Below are 14,630 nucleotides of genomic sequence, written 5' to 3'. Positions count from 1 at the left end.
GGGAGGCGCGGCGCAGGTCGTGCGCCGCGCCTCCCGGCCGTCCGAGGTCGCGCCGGGGTCGTCCGGGTCAGGCGGGCAGCGGCTGGTCCACGCCCCGACGCCGTCGGGCAGCGAGCAGCAGGAGCGCGTCGAGGGAGAACCGCCCGGGACCGGTCAGGGCGACCGCCAGGGATCCGACAGCGAGGACGAGGACGTACTCGAAGCCGCCGTCCTGCGAGAAGAACCCGGCCGAGGAGTGGGCGAGCAGGCCTGCGACCACCATGTCGACCGCGAGGAGCACCCCGACGACGCGGGTCGCGACGCCGAGCACGAGGAACACCCCGCCGACGAGCTCGAGCCCCGCGACCAGTGGTGCGGCGACGTCGGCGAGCGGGACGCCCATGCCCGCGAAGCCCTGGGTGACGTTCGGGATGCCCTGCGCGAACTTCTGCGCGCCGTGAGCGATGAACACCACGCCGAGGACGACGCGGAGCACGGTGAGGCCGATCGAGGTCGATGTCGTTCGCATGCCCGAGAAGCTAGCGGGTGACACGTCATCGAATACCCCCGGACGGGGGTCTCGGCGGACTTCGCCAGGGCTTCGCCAGGACATGCCCAGACAGCGGTCCGCCGTTCGGTGGACCCGGGTTCAGGAAGCGGCGTCGGACCCGCGCCCGGTCTGCGCCTGCAGCCGCTCGATGTGCTCCGACGCCTCGGCCTTCGTGAGGTCGGCGGGGAGTTCCTCGCCGGCCTCACGCGCGAGGGTGTCGAGGTAGCTCCGCTGCGGGCCGGTCATCGGCTCGTCACCGGTGACCCAGTCCTCGGGGTCCTTGCTCGCGGTCGTCGAGGGGTCCGGACGCGGGCCACCCAGCGTCTCGCCCGTGTGGTCGGTCTGGTCTGCATCGGTCATGGTGCGGACGCTACGCCGGGCCACCGACGCGCACCCCAGCGCGGCGTCCCCCGACAGCAGCGGCAGGACGTGCGTCAGGCGGAGGCGGCGTACCGCACGAGGTCGGGGCCGATCCCGCTCAGTGCGATCGGGACCACCGAACCACCGCGCTCGATCCATATCGTCGCCGCCCGCTCGTCGATCCGGTCGACCGGGTGCAGTGCGCCGTCGAGCAGCACCGACGCGGTCACCCGCTCGGTCCCCGTCGACGGGCGCGGCGGCAGCCCGGGGACGTCGGCCGCGTACGCGGCGTACCGACCGGGTGACAGGAACGGTGACACCGGGGTCGTGACGATCTCGAGACCCTCGCCGACCGCGGTCACCGCGACGAGTCGGACGGCCTGGTCCTTCGGCAGCGGGACGTCGACCACCGGAGCGTCGTCGGGGCCGGCCAGTGCACGGAAGGCAGGCCGACCGTCGGGGGCGAGCAGCGCCTCCCGGCCGTCGATCCGCACCCGACCGCGCCCACGCGAGTCGGCGTACAGACCCGGGACGATGCCGGACCGGCGAGCCTCGAGGCGGGTGATCACGACGCGGTCCGGTCGGTACCAGTCGCGGAGTGTGGCGGGGTCGACCCACCCGATGGCCGGCTCGCCGCGCGAGAGCGCTGCCGAGTCGTCGGCGGCACGCTCGTCGACCGCGCCGAGGGGGTGCTCCCCGCGCACGGCGACCAGGCCCTCGAGCGGGCTGCCGGCCGGCGGCTCGTGGTCGAGCACCTCGACGCGCTTGGACACCTTGCCGCCGTGCGCGTCGAACGTGGCGAAGGCGCGGAGATCGGTCGGGGTCATGGCGTCACATCGTACGACCGGGCACCGTCACGCGGTGTCACGACCGATCGGCCCCGGGCGGCGACGCCGGCGTGCGGGCCGCGGGCGGGGACGCGACCAGCGTCCGGAGCTCGCCGGTGCAGCGAGCCGGGTCGACGCCCTCGGCGGGTCCGGCCGGCCGGGTCGCACGCCGTGGTCCGGCCTCACCCCGTGGTCCGGACCCGCCCCGAGGGACCAGGCTGTTGCGCTGGTCGGAGCGGAGCAGCCGGTCCTCCTCGCGGCCCTCGGGGCGGAAGACCCCGTGCGGCGACCGGCGGAGCGGCGGCCGGACGGGCTCGCCGCGTCGCTCCTGGCCCGGCAGTGGACGCGAGCGCCGGCCGTAGAGCAGCTCGGACGAGTCGAGCAACCACGGGACCAGGGCGACCGTGACGCCGTGCACGAGCAGGAGCTTCTTCCGGATGCGGCGGCCGCGGTGGTTGTGGAGCAGGTTCTCCCACCAGTGGCCGACGACGAACACCGGCGTGTACACGGTGACGACCTCGGATCCGTGCTCGGCGCGGTGGGCCTTGATGTACTTGATGAGCGGCATCGAGATGTCGCGGTACGGACTCGGCACGATCGTGAGCGGCACCTCGATGCCGTGGTCGGCCCACTGGCCACGGAGCCGCGCGGCCTCGGCGTCGTCGATCGCGACGTGCACCGCCTCGAAGCTCGCGTGCTTCGCGGCGATGGCGTAGTCGAGCGCCTTGAGCACCGGCTTCTGCAGCTTGTTGACGAGCACGATCGCGTGGTCGCCGGTCGCGCCGAACTCGGTCTCCTCGTCGGCCTCGATCTCGTGCGAGACGTCGCGGTAGTACCGGTTCACGCCGAGCATGAGGACGAACAGCAGGGGCATGATCACGAACACGAGCCAGGCGCCGTGCGTGAACTTCGTGATGGTGACGATGACGAGCACGACGAACGTGAAGCTCGCCCCGACGGTGTTGATGAGCCGCGAGCGCACGACCTGACCGCGGTTCACCGGCTCGGCGGCCGTCCCCGCTCGGTCCTGGCGGAGCAGGCGTGTCCAGTGCACGACCATGCCGGTCTGCCCGAGCGTGAACGAGACGAAGACGCCGATGATGTAGAGCTGGATGAGGCTCGTCACGTTTGCCCGGTACACCACGAGGAGTGCCGCCGCGACGAGCGCCAGGACGATGACGCCGTTCGAGTAGATGAGGCGGTCGCCGCGCGTCGAGAGGGCCTTCGGCGCGTACGAGTCACGCGCGAGGATCGAGCCGAGGAGCGGGAACCCGTTGAACGCCGTGTTCGCCGCGAGGAGCAGGACCGCCGCGGTGGTCGCCTGGACGACGAAGAACAGGACCGAGCCGTCCCCGAAGGTCGCGGCGGCGATCTGGGCGATGAGCGAGCGCTGCGGTGTGGTCGCGCAGTCGGCGAAGCCCTGCAGGTCGCAGGCACGCTCGGCGTAGTGCACGCGGGCGACGAGGGCGAGCGTGATGAGCCCCACGAACAGGACGATCGCGATCCCGCCCATCGCGACGAGGGTCTTCTGGGCGTTCTGGATCTTCGGGCGACGGAAGGCCTGCACGCCGTTCGCGATCGCCTCGACGCCGGTGAGGGCCGAGCAGCCGGACGCGAAGGCACGGAGGAGCAGCAGGACGAACGCGGCCTGGGTCGTGTGTTCGACGTTCTGCACGGTGTACTGCGCCGACTCCGCGACGGGGGCGTCCCCGACGGCGACCCGCACGAGACCGGTGACGACCATGACGAACACCGACGTGACGAACAGGTAGGTCGGGATCGCGAAGGCCTTGCTCGACTCGCGGACCCCGCGGAGGTTCACGGCCGCGAGCAGCACGACGAAGAGCAGCGCGAGCTCGACGCGGAACTCGTTGAGGAACGGCAGCGCCGAGATGATGTTGTCCACGCCGGAGGCCACCGACACGGCCACGGTCATGACGTAGTCGACGAGCAGCGCACTCGCGACGACGAGCCCGGCCTTCTCGCCGAGGTTGCGGTGCGCCACCTCGTAGTCACCGCCACCGGACGGGTACGCCTTGATGAGCTGCCGGTAGGAGGCGACGACCACCACGAGGAGGAGCACGACGAGCGCAGCCACCCACGGCGCGAAGGTCAGGAACGCCATGCCGCCGAGCAGCAGGATCATGAGGAGCTCCTGCGGCGCGTACGCCACGGAGGAGAGCGGGTCGCTCGCGAAGATCGGCAGTGCCAGGTGCTTCGGGAGGAGCTGTCCCTCGAGCTTCTCGGAGGGGAGGGGATCCCCGATCAGTCGCGCCTTCAGCGACCGGATCTCGTTCGTCACGAGCGGCAAACCTACTCATTTCGGACCCGGAGTCAACACGACCCCGCCCGCCCGTATTCCGCGCCTGCGTGGATCCTCGGAACCTGTGCCGTCGAGCAGGGTTGTGGTTGACGCTGCGTCAACGCCTACGGTGTGCAGCATGAGTGATCGGACAGACAGCGCCGCGTCCGCTGCGAAAGCACCCCACGGCATCGCCGCCGTGGCGCGTTCCGCGGGGGTCTCCAGCCGGACGCTGCGCCACTACGACGCGATCGGGTTGCTCCCGGCCACGGCGGTCGGCGAGGGCGGGCTCCGCCGCTACGACGACCGGGCACTCGTCCGGTTGCAGCGCATCCTGCTCCTCCGCGGGCTCGGCCTGGGGCTGGCGGAGATCGCCGAGGTGCTCGACGGCGAGCAGGACGACGTCACGGCACTCCGGGCACACGTCGCGTGGCTCGAACGGGAGCGCGACCGGCTCGCCCGGCAGCTCGCGGCCGTGCGCACCACCATCACGAGGATCGAACGAGGAGACGACATGACCGCACAGGACACCTTCGACGGGTTCGACCAGACCCGGTTCAAGCAGGAGGTCGAGGAGCGTTGGGGCGCCGAGGCCTGGCAGCGCGGACAGGAGTGGTGGACGTCGAAGGACGCCGCCGCGAAGGATGCGTTCCAGGCGGAGCAGCGGGCGATCGCCCGGGACGCGGCGGCGCTGGCGACTTCGGGGGACGGTCCGACGTCGGCCGCCGGGGCCGCACTCGCTCGCCGGCAGCTCGCCTGGCTCGGGCAGGCGCCCGGACCGGCCGTCACCGCCGAGCGGTTCCGCACGCTCGCGGACATGTACGTGCACGACGAGCGGTTCACGCACGCCTACGAGTGGGCCGGCTCGGGCGCCGCACGCGCGCTCCGCGACGCGATGCACGCCCTGGCGGACGCCGGCGGGGTGTGACGACGCGGCGCGCGTGACGGAGGGCGACGGCGCGGGCGGGCCGGCCGGGAGGCGCGGTGTGCGCCCGCCCCGCCGGTCCGGCCTGCCGGTGCTCGCGTCCGCTCCCGTCGCTCCCGTCAGAGGGAGCGGCGCAGCGCCTCGAGGCCGTCACGCAGACGGGTCACCGTGTCCGCGGTGAGGGTGCCCCGCGTCGCCTGACGTCGGAGGTCCGCACGGACCTGCTGCCGGAACGACGACAGGACCATCTCGACCTCGCGGAGGGCACTGGCGCCCGACGTCGGGACGTCGACCGGCTCGTCGGCCGTCTGGCCGCGCGGGGCCTGGGCGCTCGCCGCGAGGTCGGCGCGGAGGGACCGCATGGCCTCGCCCACCGAGGCCCGGACGCCGTCGGCGAGGGACTTCACCGAGTCGGTCACGCCGTCCTCGAGCGCGGCGACCTCGGCGGCCCGGGCGTCGAGCTCGGCACGGCCGGCGTCGGTGATCGCGTAGACGGTCTTGCGGCCGTCGGCGGTCCCCGTCACGAGGCCCTCCTCCTGGAGCTTCGCCAGACGGGGGTAGACGGTACCGGCGCTCGGGACGTACGTGCCGCCGAAGCGGTCGCCGAGGGCGGTGATGACCTCGTACCCGTGCATCGGGTGGTCGGCCAGCAGGACGAGCAGGTAGAGGCGCAGGTGGCCGTGCGCGAAGACCGGGCTCATGCGGGCACCTCGCCGTCGGTGGTCGGGGTGGTGGCGGACCCATCGGCGACCGGCGGGGCGTGGAGCACCGCGATGTCGCCGGAGACCGAGTTCACCTTGAGGTCGAGCCACTGGCCGGAGAGCTCTCCGCCCTGCTTGACGTACGAGCCGCGCACCCCGCGGATCTCGGAGTCGTCGAACTGCAGCTTGCCGGACGCAGTCGAGACGGTGCAACGGTAGGGCACACCGTCCTCGAGCCGGACGCTGACCGAGCCGGACACGGTGTTGACGCGGGCCGAGTCCGGGGTGCCGTGCAGGTCGAGCACGACGTCCGCGCTCACCCCGTCCGCCTGGAAGCGCGGGATCGACCCGGTCGCGACGACGTCGCCCGACACGGTGTGCACGGTGAGGGCGCCGTCGAGGTCCCGCACGGTGGTCGTGCCGGAGACGGCGTTGACGGTGACGTCACCCGCGACCCCGTCCACGACGACGTCGCCCGAGACGGTGTGCAGCGTGGCGCCGCGGTCCGTGCCGGAGAGGAGCGAGCCGGCCGACACGACCCCGAGGGTGACCGGGACGTCCCGCGGCACGAGGATGCTCACGTCCGCCTGGGCCTTGCCGCGGAAGGACTTGAGGAACCCGATCGGGTCGTCCCAGCGGATCTGCGGGTGGTCGACGGTCAGCGTGTCCCCGTCGACCTCGACCATGAGCGGCTTGCCGGAGACGCTGTGCACCTCCACCCGGGCGGTGGGCTCGTCGTGCGCGACGACGTCGACCTGACCGGCGACGAGCCCGACCTTCAGGCGTCGGACGATGCCGGTGTCGATGACCTTGGGCTCCTCCACGAGCCACTTCTCCTGTGCCATGGTGCCTCCTCGAACTCGCGATGTATCGCGTCTGGTGACGACACGATACATCGCGAGTTGCGCGAGTGGCAAGACGACGTTCAGGAGGTGGTCCGTGCCTCCGGGCCGGGTGCGGCCGCCGCGGCGGCGAGTCGCGTGCGGTCCGGACTCCACGGGAACCGACGGAAGAGGGGCATGAGCGGCTGCACCATCGGTCCGATCGCGAACGCGGCGATCACCGTGCCCGCGCCGACGTCCCCGCCGAGGAGCCAGCCGACGATGACGACGGTGACCTCGATGACGGTCCGCGCGACCCAGATCGGCCAGCCGAAGCGCTGCGAGACGCCGACCATCAGGCCGTCCCGGGCGCCCGTGCCGAAACCGGCTCCGATGTAGAACGCCGTCGCGACGGCGAGGAGCAGCAGCCCGGCGACGAAGAGCCCGATGCGGGGGAGGAACCCGTCGGGTGCCGGCACCAGCCAGAGCACGAGGTCCGCCGACGGGCCGATCGCGAGCGCGTTGAGCAGTGTCCCGATGCCCGGCTTCTGGCGCAGCGGGATCCAGAACAGCAGGATCACGCCGCTGGAGACCACCGTGATGACACCGAACGACCACGGCACCACGTGCTCCAGTCCCTCGGTGAGCACCGTCCACGAGGCCACGCCGACGACCGCCCGGACCTGGAGCGCGGTCGACGCCCCGTAGAGGAACAGGCCGACCATGAGCTGCACGAACCGGAGGGTGAGGGCGGGTGTGCGGGGCATGCTCCGATCGTGGGGCAGATTGGCCTGCAGGTCGAGGGCCAATCGCGCTACCGTGGATCCATGACGCCCGTCCTGCTCAGCGCCCGGTCCGCAGCACTCCTCCTCACCGACTGGCGCGACAGCACGGACGCCGCCGCGTACGAGGCGCTCTCCGATGCGCTCCGGGTCCTCGCCATCGACGGGCGCATCCCGCAGGGCGTCCGCCTGCCCGCGGAGCGTGGGCTGGCAGAGGCGCTCGGCGTCTCCCGCACCACGGTCGCGAACGCGTACGCGCGGCTGCGCGAGGACGGGTTCCTCGTCTCGGTCCGCGGGTCCGGCAGCGTCGTCCGGCTGCCGAGGGACCTCGTCGGGCGCCCCGACCCCGAACGGCTCGGCGGCGTCGTCGGCGGAGACGTGCTCGACCTCCGCAAGGCGGCCCTGCACGCGGCACCGGGCATCGCCGAGGCCGTGGAGCGGGCGGTGCGGCACGTGCCGGCGGCGCTCGCCGGGATCGGGTACGACACCGTCGGGGACCCCGGTCTCCGCCGGGCGATCGCCGACCGGTACACCGCGCGCGGCCTGCCCACCGACCCGTCGCAGGTCGTCGTCACCATCGGCGCGCAGCACGCGATCGCCCTGCTCGCCCGCGTGCTCGTCCGGCGCGGGGACGCCGTCCTCGTCGAGTCCCCGACCTACCCGCACGCGCACGAGGCCTTCCGTGAGGTCGGTGGCCGGCTCGTCGGGGTGCCCGTCGACGCGCGCACCGGCTGGGACACCACGGTCCTCGAGCACACGCTCCGCCGCACGGCCCCGTCGGTGGCCTACGTCATGCCGGCGCTCCACAACCCCACGGGCGCCACGATGACCCCCGACGCCCGCGACCTCCTCGTGTCGGTCGCCGCCTCGGTCGGGACGACGGTCGTCGCCGACGAGACGATGGGGGAGCTCCGCATCGACGGACCCGCCGCGACCCCGCTGGCCGCGGCGTCCGACGACGTCGTCATGATCGGCTCGGCCGACAAGGTCTTCTGGGGCGGACTCCGCATCGGCTGGATCCGCGCTCGTCCGGAGCTGCTGCAGCGGCTCCTCCTCGCCCGCCCCACGGGAGACCTCGGCACGCCGGTCCTCGACCAGCTCGTCGCGCGCGAGCTGGTCCCACGGACCGAGACCGTCCTGGAGGAGCGGCGCGCGTACCTGGCACAGGCCCGCGACGACGTCGTGGGCGCCTTGCGCACGCGGCTCCCGGAGTGGGACGTGCCGTCGCCGGCGGGCGGGTTGACGACGTGGGTGGGCCTCGGCCGGCCGGTGTCGAGCGCGCTCGTCCTCGCGGCACGGGCCGAGGGGGTCGTGCTCGCCTCCGGCGGGGTGTTCGGCCCGGACGGCGGGTTCGAGCGCTTCCTTCGGGTGCCGTTCACGATGCCGGCCGCCGACCGCAGCCGGATGGTCGACGTGCTGGAGCGGGCGTGGGCGAGGGTGGGCGGTGAGGCCGTGGGAACCCGCGGGTCACTCGCGGCCGTCGTCTGACCACCGTGGATCATCCCTCCGGCGGAGGTCCTGCGTCCCTCCGGGTGATGCGTGCTCGTCGGCCGAGCGCGATCGTGGAGGGCATGGAAGCGATCAGGGAGTCCCGGACCTCCGGTGACGCCGTGGCGGCCGCGGACGCTCCGGCCGGCGTCGGACCGGTGCCGCCCGCCGTGCGGTTGTCGATCGCCGGGGGGCTCGCGCTCCTCGCGGGCATGCTCACCTCCTACGGACAGGCGGTCCCGGCTCTCGGGACGCTCGCGAACGCCGCCGGACCGTGGTTCGTCGTCGCCGGACTGCTCGTGCTCCTGTCCGGGCGGTACCGACGTCCGGCGCTGCCGATGGTGCTCGGTGTGGTCGTCCTCGAGCTCATGCACGTCGGCTACTGGGCGGCGACGAACCTGCGCGGGTACCCGGACTCCCTCTCCGTCACGAACTCCTGGGTCCTCATGGCGATCCCAGCCGGGTTCCTCGCGGGGGCCGTCGTCTGGGCGATCCGCTCCGGACACCCCCGCTGGCGCGCGGCTGCGCTCGGCGTGACCGGAGCGGTGCTCGTCGGCGAGGGCGTGCGTGCGCTGCTCGAGGTCGCGGCGACGACGGGCACCACGTTCTGGACGGTCGAGATCGTCGCCGGCGTCGTCGTGGTCGCGGCCGGGGTCCTCACCGCCCGGACACCCCTCGCCCGCGTGGTCGCGCTCGGGACCGGGATCCTCGGGGCGCTGGGCGTCCTCGGCGGCTACCTGTTGCTCGGCTGAACCCGGGTCGCGGCGGGCCTGCGAGGATCGGAGGGTGCACCTCCTCTCGGTCTTCAGCATCCGGAACCGTTCGCTCATCGCCCTCGTCACGATCGTCGTCGCGATCTTCGGCGGGATCTCGCTGACGAGCCTCAAGCAGGAGCTGATCCCGAGCGTCGAGTTCCCCCAGGTCGCCATCGTGAGCGCCTACCCCGGCGCCACCCCGGAGGTCGTGTCGAACGACGTCTCGACGAAGATCGAGCAGGCGATCCAGGCCGTGCCGAACCTCGAGTCGACGAGTGCGACCTCGTCCACCGGGCAGAGTGTCGTGTCCGCGTCGTTCGACTACGGCTCGAACCTCGCCAGCGCCGAGGACAAGATCCAGACCGCGGTCAACGCGCTGTCGCTGCCGGACACCGTGCAGACGCAGATCGTCACGGGCTCGTTCGACGACCTGCCGGTGCTGCAGCTCGCGGTGACGGGGGAGGGCAACCAGGAGCAGCTCGTCGACCGCCTGAACGCGACGGCCGTCCCGGACCTCGAGAAGCTCGACGGCGTCCGGCAGGCCGACGTCTTCGGCAACCCCGGCCGTCGGGTCGTGATCACCCCGGACGAGGACGAGCTCGCGGCGAAGGGGCTCACGTCGCAGTCGATCTCGGACGCCCTGAGCGACAACGGCACGCTCATCCCCGGTGGCACGATCACCCAGGACGGGAAGACGCTCTCGGTCCAGACCGGCGAGCGCATCGCGTCCTTGAAGGACATCGAGGCGCTCCCGCTCACCGCCTCCTCGGGCAGCAGCTCGTCCGGATCGGGTGACAGCGGGTCCGGATCGGGCGGCTCCGCATCCGGATCCGCGACCGGCGGGGCGGGCGCAGCCGGGGCCTCGGGCGCGACCAGCACGACGGGCGGGACCGGCGGGGCGGGCGGGAGCAGCGCCTCCAGTCCGACCACCGGTACCGGCACCGGCACCGGCACCGGCACCGGCGCGTCCACCGGTACGGCTGCCCAGCCGACCACGACCACGCCGACGAAGCTCGGCGACGTCGCGAAGGTCGCGATCGAGGAGTCGCCGCGCACCTCGATCAGCCGTGTCGACGGCAAGACCGCGCTCACCATCGCGATCACGAAGACGCAGGAGGCGAACACCGTCGACGTGTCGGAGACGGTGAAGAAGGCCCTTCCGGACATCGAGTCGAAGGTCGCCGGCGACCCGCGGTTCACGGTGGTGTTCGACCAGGCGCCGTACATCCAGCAGTCGATCGACTCCCTCGCCGAGGAGGGCCTGCTCGGCCTCGGGTTCGCGGTGGTCGTGATCCTGGTGTTCCTGCTGTCGGTGCGGTCGACCCTCGTCACGGCGATCTCGATCCCGACGTCGGTGCTCCTCGCAGCGATCGGCATGCGCGCCGCCGGGTACTCCCTCAACATCATCACGCTCGCGGCGCTCACGATCGCCATCGGCCGCGTCGTGGACGACTCCATCGTCGTCATCGAGAACATCAAGCGGCACATGCAGCCCGGGGTCGACCGGGCCCGGGCGGTGCTCGACGCGGTGCGGGAGGTCGCGGGTGCGGTCACGGCCTCGACCCTGACCACCGTGGCGGTGTTCCTGCCGGTGGCGTTCGTCGCGGAGCTGGTCGGCGAGCTGTTCCGGCCGTTCGCGCTCACCGTGACGATGGCCCTCATCGCGTCGCTGCTCGTGTCCCTGACGATCGTGCCCGTGCTCGCGTACTGGTTCCTCCGGCCGCCGAAGACCCACCGGCACGCCGAGGCCGGTGCTGCGGCCGCCGACGGGACCTCCACGGAGGAGTCCGCTGCCGGTGCTGCCACGGGCGCGCCTGCGGGCGGGGCCGCGACCGGCGCACTGGCCTCCGCCGCCGACCTGCACGACGCCGGTCGTCGTGACCGCCTCCAGCGCGGCTACCGCCCGGTCCTCGCCTGGGCGATGCGACGCCCGTGGGTCGTCATCGTCCTCGCGGTCTTCGTGCTCGGCGGCACCCTCGCGGCCGTCCCGCTCGTCAAGACGAACTACCTCGGCGACTCCGGCCAGAACACCTTCACGGTGACGCAGGACCTCGAGCCGGGCACGAGCCTCGACGACCAGTCCGACGCGGCCGCGAAGGTCGAGAAGGTGCTGCGTGGGGTGCGGGGCGTCGAGACCGTGCAGACCACCATCGGGTCGAGCGGCCAGTCGATCCAGGCGGCCTTCGGTGGCGGCGCGTCCGCGTCCGTGCAGTACAACGTCACGACCGACTCGACGGCCGACCAGCCCACGATCCAGTCGACCGCGCGCGACCGCATCGAGCGGATCGACGGCGTCGGCGAGGTGTCGCTGTCCTCGGCCGGCGGCGGCTTCGGCGGCTCGAGCGACATCGAGGTCGACGTCACGGCGCCGACCCAGGCCGAGCTCCGGACCGCGGCGGACGAGGTGCTGCGGAAGATGCGCGGCGTCGACGGCACCACGGAGGCGACGAGCAACCTCTCGGCGGCCGAGCCGTACCTCGCCGTGAAGGTCGACCGGCAGGAGGCCGCCGAGCGCGGCCTCACCGAGCAGCAGGTCGGCGGGCTGGTCGCGGCCGCGGTCTCGCCCCGCGACACCGGCAGCGTCGAGATCGACGACGCCACCCTCGACGTGTACATCGCCGACCCGAACCCGCCGGGGACGATCGCGGCGCTCAAGGAGCTGTCGATCCCGACGTCGACCGGCGAGGTGCCGCTGTCCGACCTCGCGACCGTGGAGCAGTCCGAGGGCCCGACCACGATCACGACGTCGAACGCCGTCCGGACCGCGACGATCACGGTCACCCCGGACGCGACGAACCTCGGTGCCGCCGTGCAGAACGTCACCGCGGCCGTCGATGCCCTCGACCTGCCGAAGGGGGCGTCGGCGTCGATCGGCGGCGTGGCGTCCAGCCAGTCGTCGGCGTTCAGCCAGCTCTTCCTCGCGATCCTCGTCGCGATCCTGATCGTCTACGTGATCATGGTCGCCACGTTCCGGAGCCTGCTGCAGCCCTTGCTGCTCCTCATGTCGGTGCCGTTCGCGGCGACCGGCGCGCTCCTGCTGCAGATCATCACCGGCATCCCGCTCGGCGTCGCGTCGATCATCGGCCTGCTCATGCTCGTCGGCATCGTCGTGACGAACGCGATCGTGCTCGTCGACCTCGTGAACCAGTACCGCCGGCGAGGGCTCCGCGTCGCAGAGGCCCTGGTCGAGGGCGCGACGAGACGACTCCGGCCGATCCTGATGACCGCGCTCGCGACGATCTTCGCCCTGGTGCCGATGGCGCTCGGGCTCACCGGCAAGTCGGGGTTCATCTCGCAGCCGCTCGCGCTCGTCGTGATCGGCGGCCTCGTGTCGTCGACGCTCCTCACCCTCGTGGTGCTGCCGTCGCTCTACTTCGTCGTCGAGCGGGCGCGGGAGCGTCGTGCGGACCGTCGGGAGGCCGGCCTCACCCGCAAGGAGGCCCGGCAGCAGCGTCACGAGGAACGGAGCACCGGCGAGCAGGAGGCGGCACCGACCGACTGACGATCGCCGGGGGCCTGCGGCCGAGACGCGTGACGCGCGGGGCGGGCGCGGCCGTCAGTGCTCGGACGCCTCGACGGCCCGGAACCAGTTGACGAGCACGACGACCAAGGTGGTGACGAACACGATCGCGGCGACCTGCGCCAGCACCTGCACGTGCCCGGTCGCCGCGGCGTAGCCGCCGAAGGCGACCGTCGCGCAGAACGACAGCCCGAGGAGCAGCTCGACCACGGACCGGACAGCGGAGGCGTGCTGCCAGGTGGTCGGGGCGGTCGCGGGGCGCGTCGAGGTGTCGGTCACTCCGGAAGTCTGCGCGGACACGGCGCCGGGCAGCAGTCCCGACTCCGGGTGCCACCCGCGCAGGGGGTGCGGCACGAGCACGACGCAGGGACGGTGCAACCGGTTCGGCGCGTGGCCGATCCGGTACGCGGGGACCGGGGCTGGAGTACCCGAACGGCCAGACCAGCGATCGACGTGCCTCGCGTGCTCCGCAGTGCCCGGTGGGCCGCGTCGCCGACGGCGGGTCGCGAAGGCGACCCGGTGGCGGACGGGTGGCACGGTGCACGCCCGTCCCGTGCCTCCCGTCCGGTGGTCCGGACGCGACCGAGCTGACCCGTCAGCCGAGCCGATCGCGCAGGAACGCGACCACGCGCTTGCTCATCGCCTCGTCGAGCTGCGCGATCGAGTGCGCCGTGCCCTGCACCTGCACGAACGTCACCGGCACGTCGTGGGACCGCAGCGTCGACACGAACTCCTGCGACTCCCACAGCGGGATGAACTCGTCCGTGGAGTGCCCGATGAAGAACGGCGGGGTGTCCGCCGTGACGTGGTACTCGGGCGACGCCTGCTCGGCCGCCGGGCACTGCGTGTACGTGCGGCACCCGAGGTAGAGCAGCTGCTTCCGCTGGAAGGATGCCGACACCCCGTCGGCCTCGGTCGAGCGGCTCGTCAGGTTCGTCGGGCCGCTGAGGTCGACGACCGCCCGGATCCGGTCGCCGTCCGCGAACGCGGGGGAGTCGTGGTCCGTGACGGCGAGCAGGGCCGCGAGGTTGCCGCCGGCGCTCCCGCCGAACAGCCCGACGCGGTCGCGGTCGACGTCGTACGTCGTGAGGGTGCTCGTCCGGAAGACCCAGTCCAGCGCCCGTCGGACGTCGTCGTAGCCCGCGGGGAACGGGTCCGTCGGGGCGAGGCGGTAGTCGACGTTGAAGGTGACGAACCCCTCCGAGGCGAGGTACCGGCACACCGACCGGTAGGCGGCCGTCGCCTTGTCGCCGTGCGACCAGCTGCCGCCGTGGATCATCATCACCGCGGGTCGAGAGGCGGCCGTCCTCGCGGCGGTGTCCGGGGTGGCAGCGGCCGTCGGCGTCGGCGTGGCGGTCGCGTCCGGCTCGCTGTCGGGCGGCAGGCAGACGTCGAGGCGCTGCAGTGGGTCCGCGCCGTACGGCACGTCCGCGACGACGTCGACGCCGTGGTACCGGAGCGACAGCGGGTAGATCACCGGGTCCGTCGTGACGGTGGCGTTCCGGTCGCCGGTCGGGTCCGGGCCGCACGCGGCCAGGGACACGAGCGCGACGAGCACACCGGCGACGGCGAGCAGCGAGCGGCGAGCGGTTCCCATCGCGACCACGCTAACCCGGCGGG

The 14,630-nt window shown here is 72.7% G+C and carries 13 protein-coding genes; 4 read left to right on the top strand and 9 right to left on the bottom strand.

Annotated features, from left to right (window positions below):
• Window positions 1-67 precede the first annotated feature (67 nt).
• The 4 genes from ACIPYW_RS02780 to ACIPYW_RS02765 form a co-directional block, all read right to left on the bottom strand.
• The gene (locus ACIPYW_RS02780) at window positions 68-508 is read right to left on the bottom strand and encodes a DoxX family protein (RefSeq protein ID WP_400410545.1); all 441 of its coding nucleotides are present in this window, start codon (window positions 506-508) and stop codon (window positions 68-70) included.
• A 120-nt stretch (window positions 509-628) separates the two neighbouring features.
• Window positions 629-889, bottom strand: a complete 261-nt coding sequence (locus tag ACIPYW_RS02775) for a DUF3072 domain-containing protein (RefSeq protein ID WP_290132802.1) — start codon at window positions 887-889, stop codon at window positions 629-631.
• Between the two features lie 74 nt (window positions 890-963).
• Window positions 964-1,716: a hypothetical protein gene (locus ACIPYW_RS02770; protein ID WP_400410544.1), complete on the bottom strand. Its 753-nt coding sequence runs from the start codon at window positions 1,714-1,716 to the stop codon at window positions 964-966.
• A gap of 37 nt (window positions 1,717-1,753) precedes the next feature.
• Window positions 1,754-4,027: an amino acid permease gene (locus ACIPYW_RS02765; protein WP_400410543.1), complete on the bottom strand. Its 2,274-nt coding sequence runs from the start codon at window positions 4,025-4,027 to the stop codon at window positions 1,754-1,756.
• Window positions 4,028-4,157: 130 nt separating this feature from the next.
• Between ACIPYW_RS02765 and ACIPYW_RS02760 the strand changes: the two genes are divergently transcribed.
• The gene (locus ACIPYW_RS02760; protein WP_400410542.1) at window positions 4,158-4,946 is read left to right on the top strand and encodes a MerR family transcriptional regulator; all 789 of its coding nucleotides are present in this window, start codon (window positions 4,158-4,160) and stop codon (window positions 4,944-4,946) included.
• Window positions 4,947-5,062: 116 nt separating this feature from the next.
• On the opposite strand, the gene ACIPYW_RS02755 is transcribed toward ACIPYW_RS02760, so the two are convergent.
• The 3 genes from ACIPYW_RS02755 to ACIPYW_RS02745 all read right to left on the bottom strand — a co-directional run bounded on the left by ACIPYW_RS02755 (window position 5,063) and on the right by ACIPYW_RS02745 (window position 7,232).
• Window positions 5,063-5,644, bottom strand: a complete 582-nt coding sequence (locus ACIPYW_RS02755; protein WP_290132798.1) for a PadR family transcriptional regulator — start codon at window positions 5,642-5,644, stop codon at window positions 5,063-5,065.
• Complete coding sequence (locus ACIPYW_RS02750; RefSeq protein WP_400410541.1) at window positions 5,641-6,489, bottom strand: DUF4097 family beta strand repeat-containing protein; 849 nt, start codon at window positions 6,487-6,489, stop codon at window positions 5,641-5,643. The genes ACIPYW_RS02755 and ACIPYW_RS02750 overlap by 4 nt, the downstream gene beginning before the upstream one ends.
• An 80-nt stretch (window positions 6,490-6,569) precedes the next feature.
• Window positions 6,570-7,232, bottom strand: a complete 663-nt coding sequence (locus tag ACIPYW_RS02745; RefSeq protein ID WP_400410540.1) for a YitT family protein — start codon at window positions 7,230-7,232, stop codon at window positions 6,570-6,572.
• A 60-nt stretch (window positions 7,233-7,292) separates the two neighbouring features.
• On the opposite strand from ACIPYW_RS02745, the gene ACIPYW_RS02740 reads away from it, so the two are divergent.
• The 3 genes from ACIPYW_RS02740 to ACIPYW_RS02730 all read left to right on the top strand — a co-directional run bounded on the left by ACIPYW_RS02740 (window position 7,293) and on the right by ACIPYW_RS02730 (window position 12,992).
• Window positions 7,293-8,735, top strand: coding sequence for a PLP-dependent aminotransferase family protein (locus ACIPYW_RS02740; protein WP_400410539.1), 1,443 nt, complete (start codon window positions 7,293-7,295; stop codon window positions 8,733-8,735).
• A gap of 83 nt (window positions 8,736-8,818) precedes the next feature.
• Window positions 8,819-9,487: a DUF6518 family protein gene (locus tag ACIPYW_RS02735; protein WP_400410537.1), complete on the top strand. Its 669-nt coding sequence runs from the start codon at window positions 8,819-8,821 to the stop codon at window positions 9,485-9,487.
• A gap of 34 nt (window positions 9,488-9,521) precedes the next feature.
• The gene (locus ACIPYW_RS02730) at window positions 9,522-12,992 is read left to right on the top strand and encodes an efflux RND transporter permease subunit (RefSeq protein ID WP_400410535.1); all 3,471 of its coding nucleotides are present in this window, start codon (window positions 9,522-9,524) and stop codon (window positions 12,990-12,992) included.
• Between the two features lie 54 nt (window positions 12,993-13,046).
• Here the strand turns inward: ACIPYW_RS02730 and ACIPYW_RS02725 are convergent, their stop codons facing one another.
• Together ACIPYW_RS02725 and ACIPYW_RS02720 are read right to left on the bottom strand one after the other, a co-directional pair.
• Window positions 13,047-13,289 carry a hypothetical protein gene (locus ACIPYW_RS02725; RefSeq protein ID WP_400410533.1) on the bottom strand — a complete coding sequence of 81 codons (243 nt, stop codon included), beginning with the start codon at window positions 13,287-13,289 and terminating at the stop codon, window positions 13,047-13,049.
• Window positions 13,290-13,605: 316 nt separating this feature from the next.
• A complete protein-coding gene (locus ACIPYW_RS02720; RefSeq protein ID WP_400410531.1) occupies window positions 13,606-14,607 on the bottom strand; it encodes an alpha/beta hydrolase in 1,002 nt (333 codons plus the stop codon).
• Window positions 14,608-14,630 lie beyond the last annotated feature (23 nt).

Source organism: Curtobacterium sp. NPDC089689, from assembly GCF_044749145.1.
GTDB lineage: Bacteria > Actinomycetota > Actinomycetes > Actinomycetales > Microbacteriaceae > Curtobacterium.
The sequence above is the reverse complement of the archived record's forward strand: the minus strand, read 5'-3'. Positions and strand labels throughout refer to the sequence as shown.